This window comes from Neisseria sp. P0009.S010 (assembly GCF_051958545.1).
Classification (GTDB): domain Bacteria; phylum Pseudomonadota; class Gammaproteobacteria; order Burkholderiales; family Neisseriaceae; genus Neisseria; species Neisseria subflava_A.
In genome coordinates, this window is sequence record NZ_JBQCVH010000007.1 from 124,510 (window position 1) to 133,875 (window position 9,366).

General features: G+C 46.2%; 7 protein-coding genes and 1 pseudogene. 4 read left to right on the top strand and 4 right to left on the bottom strand.

Translation table 11 applies throughout. From position 1 onward, the window contains the following. Positions 1 to 56 precede the first annotated feature (56 nt). Positions 57 to 1,598, top strand: a complete 1,542-nt coding sequence (locus tag ACTHSN_RS08810; RefSeq protein WP_070461965.1) for a surface lipoprotein assembly modifier — start codon at positions 57 to 59, stop codon at positions 1,596 to 1,598. Positions 1,599 to 1,718: 120 nt separating this feature from the next. Here the strand turns inward: ACTHSN_RS08810 and ACTHSN_RS08815 are convergent, their stop codons facing one another. Next, the gene (locus tag ACTHSN_RS08815; protein WP_070461963.1) at positions 1,719 to 2,342 is read right to left on the bottom strand and encodes a biliverdin-producing heme oxygenase; all 624 of its coding nucleotides are present in this window, start codon (positions 2,340 to 2,342) and stop codon (positions 1,719 to 1,721) included. 413 nt (positions 2,343 to 2,755) lie between these two features. On the opposite strand from ACTHSN_RS08815, the gene ACTHSN_RS08820 reads away from it, so the two are divergent. The 3 genes from ACTHSN_RS08820 to ACTHSN_RS08830 are packed head-to-tail and all read left to right on the top strand — an operon-like array spanning position 2,756 to position 6,242. After that, positions 2,756 to 4,066, top strand: coding sequence for a paraquat-inducible protein A (locus tag ACTHSN_RS08820; RefSeq protein WP_083290081.1), 1,311 nt, complete (start codon positions 2,756 to 2,758; stop codon positions 4,064 to 4,066). Then, positions 4,063 to 5,724 (top strand): intermembrane transport protein PqiB, encoded by a 1,662-nt coding sequence (gene pqiB / locus ACTHSN_RS08825; protein WP_070461959.1) that lies wholly within the window; start codon positions 4,063 to 4,065, stop codon positions 5,722 to 5,724. Before ACTHSN_RS08820 ends, pqiB begins: the two co-directional genes overlap by 4 nt. Then, positions 5,724 to 6,242 carry a PqiC family protein gene (locus ACTHSN_RS08830; RefSeq protein WP_070461956.1) on the top strand — a complete coding sequence of 173 codons (519 nt, stop codon included), beginning with the start codon at positions 5,724 to 5,726 and terminating at the stop codon, positions 6,240 to 6,242. Before pqiB ends, ACTHSN_RS08830 begins: the two co-directional genes overlap by 1 nt. 55 nt (positions 6,243 to 6,297) lie before the next feature. Here the strand turns inward: ACTHSN_RS08830 and grxB are convergent, their stop codons facing one another. The 3 genes and pseudogenes from grxB to ACTHSN_RS08845 all read right to left on the bottom strand — a co-directional run. After that, the gene (grxB, locus tag ACTHSN_RS08835) at positions 6,298 to 6,933 is read right to left on the bottom strand and encodes a GrxB family glutaredoxin (protein ID WP_107769234.1); all 636 of its coding nucleotides are present in this window, start codon (positions 6,931 to 6,933) and stop codon (positions 6,298 to 6,300) included. A gap of 106 nt (positions 6,934 to 7,039) precedes the next feature. Continuing rightward, a complete protein-coding gene (locus ACTHSN_RS08840; protein ID WP_225905466.1) occupies positions 7,040 to 8,866 on the bottom strand; it encodes a hypothetical protein in 1,827 nt (608 codons plus the stop codon). A gap of 39 nt (positions 8,867 to 8,905) precedes the next feature. Then, a pseudogene (locus ACTHSN_RS08845) lies at positions 8,906 to 9,366 on the bottom strand (hypothetical protein); the annotation flags it as partial.

Consider the following 9,366-nt stretch of genomic DNA (forward strand, 5'->3'; position numbering starts at 1 on the left):
ATCCCTTATTAGAAACGATTTGCCCTCAGATATACATATATTTCGGATGACTTTAAATGCTAAAAATAAAACAAAAAATTGTCTCAGCTTCTTTGTGCTACCTATTGCCGTCAGCAGCCTTTGCTGAATTTCCCGAAGAGGGTGTTCGGCAGAATATTTCTTCTCAGAATACTGCTGTACAAGTACAACAGAAACAATGGTTAGATATTCTATCTGAGGAGGAAAGGTCGCCTGAAAAGAATGAGAATATAGGCAGACCAACTCTGGTTAATGATGATTTTTTAGCGGCAAACCCGCATATTCTTGAAGACGCACTGGTTCAAGCACTTAACAGCAATAGCGCAGACCTGGTTTCCTCGCTTGTCGCCCTTTACCGTAAACAGCCCAACCACAATCCCAAACTGATTGCGCGTGCCGATGCTTTGCTGGCAAAGTTGAAAGGACGGACTTCCGAAGCGGTCGAACGTTATCGTACCCTTTATGAATCTGACGTTTCAGACGACCGCATATTGTTGGATTTGGCAGCAGCAGAGTTTCAGGACCATCGCTTGGGTGAGGCAATGATGCATTTTCGTCATGCCGCGCAACGCGATATACCTGTCCCCGTTTTGGAAAATGTCAAACGTTTTCAAGAAGCCGTCAAACGGCAGACAGAATGGAAATGGTCTGGTGGAATCAGCCCCGTGCATAACGATAATGCCAACAACGCTGCTCCGCGTTATTGCATCGAAACAAGGGGGCAAACCGCATGCAGTGTTACCTTACCTGTCAGTGCCAACGGCTTGAATTACGAATTGAACACCGAAAAACTCACCCCATTGCATGGGCATCACGCTATCAAACTCCGCGCCAACCTCAGCGGCACAAGCTATTTTTTCGACCGCCAATCGGCTTACGACGATTCGTTCGGCAGAGCTTATTTGGGCTGGCAACGCAAGGACGGCAAACAAACCGTCAGCGTTTTACCGTTTTATCAGGCACAGTTGGCAGGCAGCAGCGAGTTTGACAGCAAAAAAGAAAATAACCGCCGCGTTGCACCTTATATGCTGGCTCACGGAGTTGGCGTACAGCTTTCGCATATGTTCAATCTCGGCAATGCGACTCAACTTTACTACTCACTGGAACGCTACCGCCAAAACTATCGGGAAACTGATCGTGCACTGCGCAATGATGGTTGGCACGACAGTACTTATCTTTCCCTGGCTCGCCGTTTTGGCAACACGACTCTGTTCGGCGGTTGGCAATACAACCGCTTTGTTCCTGAAAACAAAAACATACACAATATTGAGAACAATGCAGCCTACCACCGCAACGGTTTCAATATAGGTTGGATACAGCAATGGCAGGTTTTAGGTGGGCTTAACAGCAGACTTACCGCTTCATTTGCCAACCGTCGCTATAAAGGCATTATGGCATTCGGCACGGAGCCGCAACGCAATCGGGAGCGCGCTCTCTCTATCAATCTTAGTCACAACAAATTATCTTATAAAGGCATTACCCCTACTTTGAATTATAGTTATAGTCACACCCGTAGCAATGCACCCTATGCAATGCGTAATATTCATCAATGGTCATTAGGTGGTGAATGGAATTTTTAAAAGAGAATCAAATCTGAGTAGGTATAAGACAGCAACCCGTTCAAACAAAACTTTGTAGTGTAATTAAAGGTCTCTGCAAACATCTACGCCGAGACCTTGTCTGTTTGATTTAATTATTTTTTAGAGTCTGTGCGGTGTCATACCTTCAGGTGCTTCCGCACCTTCCGGCAAACCGAAAGTTTCGCGCAAAATCACTTTATAGAAGGCAAACGCTTCGCACGCACCTTGAATGGCTTCCGCCTCGGCTTCGGGAGTCAAGTTCAAAGCGTTCAGATGCTCGACAAAAGCGCGCCAGTGTTTGCCTCGGCCGTTTGGATGAGGAGCTAGGTGGCGTGCTCCGAATTCACCGGTGTATTCGAGTTTTTGAGCGTGTTTGAACAAGAATGCCGCGCCCAAATTAGAACCTTCGGCACAATACAGCCAGCCGATGGCTTTATTACCGGTTTCGTGTGGCAATTCTTTGTCAAATTTGTAAGGCTCTTCGCCCAAGTCTTTCAAGTCTTGAGTCACGGCATCGTAACGCGCCATGTATTCAAGCTCTGGAATGGCTTTGTTCAATTCGGCATCTTTATAGATGTGGTCGACGGCCTTATGGAAAACAGATTGAAGTTTCAAGAATTTGATGTAGTTTTCTTTGCTGGAAAAAGGTTGAACGGACATAACCAAGTTATCAACGCTGTCGTGTGTAACTGTGGTTTGCTCTTTTAAGCGTTTGGCGAAAGTCAGCTCTTGGGTTTCACTCATGATGTTTACTTTGAATTAAGAGACTAATAGTTTCAGATGGTTTCAGACGGCCTTTATGGTTAAAAATCCGTCTAATTTGAAAAGAATCGTTTTAAAAACAAAGAAGATAATTTTTAGCCTACTTCAGGTTCGTTGACCGTGTACCTTCCACAAATCTACAAGGATTATCGTGTTTTTAAATATTGAGAATATATCTTATTTTTATCCTAATGGAAATAAACCAAACTAAGACCTATTAATAAAATTTAACGGTCCATAGCAATAAACTTCTGAAGTCTTTTCAAACTTTTCAGACGGCCCAAACCTTATTAAGCAGCCGCAATTCAATCAAATATCGACCTAAATTTGGGCTATCCTTCTGTTTTCCTTTATAATGCGACACTCTTTGCACCTTCTTTATCCCCTGCCGAACCATGAAACGGATTCCTGCCTACCATCGCTGGTGGCGCTACAAGTCTTATCTTCCTGATGCGACGCTGCCTGCACATACGGTGGAATGCCCAGATTGCGGCTGCCGTATGGATATTCCGCGCCTGCGTCAGGGACAGGAAGCGCATTGTCCGGTGTGCAACCATGAAATTGTGGAAGTGGAAAACAATCCGTATATCGCGCCAATTGCCTATGCGCTGACAACCTTGATTCTAATGGCGTTCGCGTACAATATGGTGTATATCCGCGTGGATTTGTTCGGCGTGACATCGATTTTGTCGTTGCCGCAAATGATGCGGCTTTTGATTTCGCTGGATTACGGTTTTCTGGCGGAAGTGATGTTTATCCTCACCTTCGGCGCGCCCTTACTGTTTTTGCTGCTCTGTCTTTATGTTTATACGGCCTTGATACGCGAAAAGGCCTACCCTGCGCTGCGCTTTGCAACGCGCGTATTGGTTCGGCTGCGTCATTGGATTATGGTGGATGTGTTTTTCATTTCCACTTTGGTGGCATATATCAAGCTCTCGTCCGTTGCCACAGTAGAGTTCGGCTCAGCGTTTTATCTGATGTTTCCGTTGTCGGTCATGCTGATTCGGACTTCGGTATCGATTCCGCAGCATTGGGTTTATTATAAGATTCACCGTTTAACCGGCGGCCATGCGGTTCAGACGGCCACTGAAGACAAAATCTGTTGCAGCCGTTGCCTGTATTTCCGCGATAAAGACGAGCAGCCTTGCGGCGTATGCGGTGCGGACTTATACCGTCGCCGCCCGAAAAGCCTGAGCATTTCGCTGGCGTTTTTAGTCGCGGCGTTTATCCTGTATTTCCCTGCCAACATCCTGCCGATTATGATTTCGTCAAATCCGACGGCTTTGGAGATCAATACGATTTTCAACGGCATTGTTTATATGTGGGACGACGGCGACCGATTGATTGCCGTGATTATCTTTAGTGCCAGTATTATGGTGCCGGTTTTGAAGATTATTGCGATGGCGGTTTTGATTTATTCCGCATACTTTAAACCTGTGATGAGCGCGGACAAAATGTCGGTTTTGTATCGGATTACCGAATCCATCGGCCGCTGGTCGATGATTGATATTTTTGTGATTATTATTTTGATGAGTTCGTTCCACACCAATATGGCGCGCGTCGTGCCGGGTGGTGCGGCGATTTACTTCTGCCTGGTCGTTATTTTGACCATGCTTTCGGCCTATTATTTCGATCCCCGTCTGATTTGGGACAAGCAACAGCAGCTTTCAGACGGCCTTGATTCTGACCAGACCTTAACACAATGAAAAAACACGACTCTTCACCCAATTATCACGCACCGGCGCGTGTCAAGAAAACCAATGTCTTCACGTCTGTCGTGTGGCTGATTCCGCTGATTGCACTGATTGCCGGCGGCTGGCTTTTGATTAAAGACATCCGCAACCGCGGCCCTGTCGTTACGCTGTTGATGGACAGCGCCGAAGGCATCGAAGTCAACAACACCATTATTAAAGTGTTAAACGTCGATGTCGGACGCGTTACCCGCATCAAATTGCGCGACGACCAAAAAGGCGTGGAAGTCACGGCCCAACTCAGTGCCGACGCCAAAGACCTTATCCGCAGCGATACCCAATTTTGGGTGGTCAAACCGCGTATCGACCAAAGCGGCGTTACCGGCTTGGGAACCTTGCTTTCCGGCTCATATATTGCATTTACACCGGGCAAAAGCCAAGAAACCAAAGACGTATTTGTCGTCCAAGACATTCCGCCGATTGCCGCCATCGGTCAAAGCGGCCTGCGCCTGAATTTGATCGGCAAAAACGACCGCATCCTCAACGTCAGTAGCCCGGTTTTGTATGAAAACTTTATGGTCGGCCAAGTAGAAAGCGCGCATTTCGACCCGTCCGACCAAAGCGTGCATTACACCATCTTCATCCAAAGCCCCAACGACAAACTGATTAATTCCTCCAGCCGTTTCTGGCTGGAAAGCGGCATTAATATCGAAACCACAGGCAGCGGTGTCAAACTCAACTCCGCCCCTCTGGCTGCCCTGCTATCCGGCGCGATTTCCTTTGACTCGCCTAAAACAAGCGACAGCAAGAACGTCAAAAGCGAAGACAGCTTCACGCTTTATGACAGCCGCAGTGAAGTCGCCAACCTGCCTGACGACCGCTCGCTGTACTACACCGCGTTTTTCAAACAATCCGTACGCGGCCTGACTGCCGGTTCGCCTGTCGAATACAAAGGCCTGAATGTCGGCGTGGTTTCCGATGTCCCTTATTTCGACCGCAACGACAGCCTGCATTTGTTTGAAAACGGTTGGATTCCCGTACGCATCCGCATCGAGCCTTCCCGTTTGGAAATCAATGCCGACGAGCAAAGCAAAGAACATTGGAAACAACAATTTCAGACAGCCTTAAACAAAGGCCTGACCGCCACCATCTCCAGCAACAACCTACTGACCGGAAGCAAAATGATTGAGTTGAACGATCAGCCTTCTGCCTCGCCTAAGCTGCGACCGCATACCGTTTATGCAGGCGATACCGTTATCGCGACCCAAGGCGGCGGTTTGGACGATTTGCAAGCCAAAGTGGCCGACTTGTTAGACAAGTTCAACAATTTGCCATTGGATAAAACCGTTGCCGGCTTGAACGGTTCGCTTGCCGAGCTCAAGTCCACACTTAAATCTGCCAATGCTGCCCTAAGCTCTATCGACAAACTGGTCGGCAAACCGCAGACACAAAACATTCCGAACGAGTTGAACCAAACCCTGAAAGAATTGCGTCAAACCCTGCAAGGCGTATCGCCTCAATCGCCTATCTATGGCGACGTACAAAATACGCTGCAAAGTTTGGACAAAACCTTAAAAGACGTTCAACCCGTGATTAATACTTTGAAAGAAAAACCCAACGCGCTGATTTTCAACAGCAGCAGCAAAGACCCTATCCCGAAAGGAAGCCGATAATGCGCCTCTTCCCGATTGCCGCCGCCCTGACGCTTGCCGCCTGCGGCACTGCGCAAAGCACACAATATTTCGTCCTGCCCGACAGCCAGTACATCCGACCTGATGCCCATGGCAACGAAATCGCGGTCAAAGTCAACCTTGCCGAACCGCTTGCCAACGGCGGCCTCGTTTACCAAACCGATGCCTATCATGTGAATCTAGCGAAAAACCACCTTTGGGCGGCACCGCTCGATGGCGCATTGTCAGCAAATCTCAGCAACAAGCTCAACCGCCTCAATCCGCATCGCACCTTCGTGCCTGCTTCACGCAGCCAAAGCAGTCAAACCCTGAAAGTCTATATCGAAGCCTTCCAAGGCAGCTATCAGGGGCAGACCACCATCAGCGGTTATGCACTATGGCCGGACGGACGCAGCAAACCGTTTAACGCCATTACGCCGCAACAAGGCGACGGCTATACCGCCATGCTCGAATCGTTGGAAAACGGTTTGTCACAGGTTGCCGATACGATTGCCTATTAAACCAAAAGGCCATCTGAACATTTTCAGACGGCCTTTTTTATGTTTCAAACATTCATCACAACGCGCGGTCAAAATACAAAGCCACGCCGGAACGCTCGCTCATTGCCAACAAATAATCCATCAATTTTTGCGGCCATTGGATACCGCGCACAACGGTCAGGTTGCGCAAAATAGGGAACGTCAGGATATCTTCCAAACTAATTTCTCCACCCAAGCCCTCGCCTTCGCACACCAGCGCTTCCAGTTCTGCCAAGTCTTGATGCAGACGCTCCAGATATTGCGCCGTTTTGTTCAGATTAGTCTCGAAATTGCCGATACTTTTCTCTTTTTTGTCGATAAAGTATTTTTTCGCTTCATCGGTCTCAAATTCGGGCAGGCCGATTTTGACCATGCGCGGCTGTACCAATTTATTATTGTATTCGCCCACTTTATCCAACCAAGCCTGCATTTCTGGACGAACTTCCTCTTTCAGACGGCCTTGATCGATATAGCGGACAATATCCAAACTTTCGCCCATAAACGAACCGTCTTCTTTTTGCAAAATCGGCACTTGTTTTGAGCCAATCATGCCAATCGGCATGGCTTCGTCATCATTTGCCAAGACAACCTCTTCCACCGCCACATCACGCAAGCCGAAAATCATCCGCGCACGAACACAAAACGGGCAATGGTCGTAAATATACAGTTTCATTAAAAATCCTCCGAAAATGGGTTTGATTGGGCAAAGGCCGTCTGAATGCCTCACGCAAAAGGATTATCCTGCCAAATATCTTTGGAAACCATATCTGATAACGTGTTTATACGGCCGGGATATATGCAGTATTGTCTCCGGGCAGTATAACCGATGTTGAAATTTCCGTCGGATACACGACATCAGCGGCTGTCTCTGCTGAAATTTCACCTGCCAACTCATTGTAAATTCCTTTGTCGTTTTGGAAATCAATATCGGCAACCTTACGCCTTTCCCCGTTTTCCAAAACCACTTCTGATTCAAATAATATTTTATTATCGGCTTCATCTTTCAGATTGATTTTTGCAAAATCCAAAGAGATCGACTGGATATCCCAGTCGGACAATAGAGAAAGCTCTCCTTCCTCCGTTTTCCCGTTACTGTTTTCGTCATGCCAGATTCTTAGCTCGCCCCACAATTCATCATATTGATTAATGATATTATTATTGTCGCTGTCCAAATCTTTCAAAGCTTCTACGCCGTTTTCTGCGCGCTTGCCGTCAGACATAACTGTTGCCTCACCAAACATCTCCGTTCCGTCGTTTACCATGCCGTCTCCATTTTTATCCCAAACCAAAAAACCGCTGCCTTTTTTGAGCCAAGCCGTCTGTTCGGCCATCCCGTCGCCATCCATATCAAAACTCACTCCATCCTCCACCGAAGTCGTGAGCAACTCTTCTCCATACAGCTCGATAGCAAGAGGAGTATGGTAATTTTTGGCAATTTGGTCAAAATTCTGCTGAAGATTATCCACTCCGCCCTGCAAATCAAGTGAAATATTGGCTTTGTTCAGTAAATCCTGCAAAGCTTTCAAAGCTTCGTTTTCATTATGAATTTCTTTGCCTTTTCCTGATGCCTGTTCGGATTTTTGCTGTTCGACCAAAGTAGCCAAGCGGTTCACTGCATTGGAATGAAGCCTACTGGCTGAAGTAATCAGTGCCGCATACGCACTTTTTGAGTAATTTACTAAATTATCGTTGAAGCTGACACTCTTGCCCGCGCCACCGATACCGAATTCAATCGCCCCCTGCTTTCCGCCTGAAGAATAATATAACGCTGTTCTTGCAGCCGTCGTTACCGTACCGTCTGCCAAACGGCTGTTGGCAGGTACAAATACCACCATCAGCGTAGGATTTCCACGCGCCATCATCGGCATCAGACTAAGCGGCATATTTGGATCGGTTTTCTGAAAGCGAACCCGCTCGTCACCTACGCCAAACAGTCTGTTGGGATGGTCAGGCGCTGCTTCATCCATTCCTGATTGCAGAATTTTTTGCTTTTCGGCCGGAGTTTTACCGTTTAGCAGGTTTGGATTGGTTTCCTTAAGGAATACAGATTTCGCCCATGTCCAATAAGTATGGTCGGGCTGTCCGCTGGGGTTTTGGGTTTTCATTTTGTGGGCAAAATAATCAACAGCCTGTTGTTGGTTCATCGCCTTGATTGCTGCCGTATCCGATCCGTATTTGGTTTCTTTGGGATTGTTCCGCAAATCAAACTGAAAACGGTTGTATTCGGCTTTTCCTTCTTCATACAAAAAACGGCGGGCATACTCATTTGCAGTAAGGTTTTTTGTTGGATTTCTCTCATCAGCAAGATCTAGTCTATAAAGAGTATCAGAAATACCATGCTCGATTTCATGGGCATAATCAGAAGCCGTAAGATAATCTTTTCCAAATACCATCTCACGGTATTCAATGTCTCCTCTTAATTTTCTCGTTGTATAAGTGGCTGGAACATGATGATCGACACGAATACTTGATAGCCCCCATTTATTGATAAAAATATGAGTCTTTTGCATAATAACATTATCCCGCATGATGCTATCAATCTCCTTTTTAGGCATGCCCATGCGAATAAAATGCTGCCGAATTTGTGCATTTTGAACTGTTGCCATAATAATTCTCCTATTAATTGTTTGAGTAAATTTTTAATTTTAATTGGTGATAAAATAATCTTTTTTATATAAATAATTTTTTTTATATTGAATATAAGATATTTCCTTGCTACATCTCATATTTTCTTGGTTATCATGCATAAAGTATAGAGATACACTATCATGAATAGACAATCTTGCATGAAAATTCTTAATATGACCGTTGTTGTCAATAGCCTCTAATGATTTTTCTAAGTTGTCAATATCCTTTAATGATTTTCCAAAACTTACAGCAGAATCAGAACAAAATATCGGTCTAAACATTGGATGCCAACCAATGCTTGGCAGGGGCAAATCCTCGGGATAACGGTTGTCAGGAAACAGCGAACGGTAATGCTTTAAATAATCAGGCGTTGCTTCGATTTCTAAAAAAGTACTGCCGTTGTAGTTGGTCTGATGCACTACCGTAAAGCCGTCGGTCGGCCGTTTTAGCTTACGCCGCCTGTGTTTGAGCCATTTCT

Coding starts and splice junctions, on each gene's coding strand:
- ACTHSN_RS08810 (WP_070461965.1), top strand. CDS start 57: ATGCTAAAAATAAAACAAAAAATTGTCTCAGCTTCTTTGTGCTACCTA.
- ACTHSN_RS08815 (WP_070461963.1), bottom strand. CDS start 2,342: ATGAGTGAAACCCAAGAGCTGACTTTCGCCAAACGCTTAAAAGAGCAA.
- ACTHSN_RS08820 (WP_083290081.1), top strand. CDS start 2,756: ATGAAACGGATTCCTGCCTACCATCGCTGGTGGCGCTACAAGTCTTAT.
- pqiB (WP_070461959.1), top strand. CDS start 4,063: ATGAAAAAACACGACTCTTCACCCAATTATCACGCACCGGCGCGTGTC.
- ACTHSN_RS08830 (WP_070461956.1), top strand. CDS start 5,724: ATGCGCCTCTTCCCGATTGCCGCCGCCCTGACGCTTGCCGCCTGCGGC.
- grxB (WP_107769234.1), bottom strand. CDS start 6,933: ATGAAACTGTATATTTACGACCATTGCCCGTTTTGTGTTCGTGCGCGG.
- ACTHSN_RS08840 (WP_225905466.1), bottom strand. CDS start 8,866: ATGGCAACAGTTCAAAATGCACAAATTCGGCAGCATTTTATTCGCATG.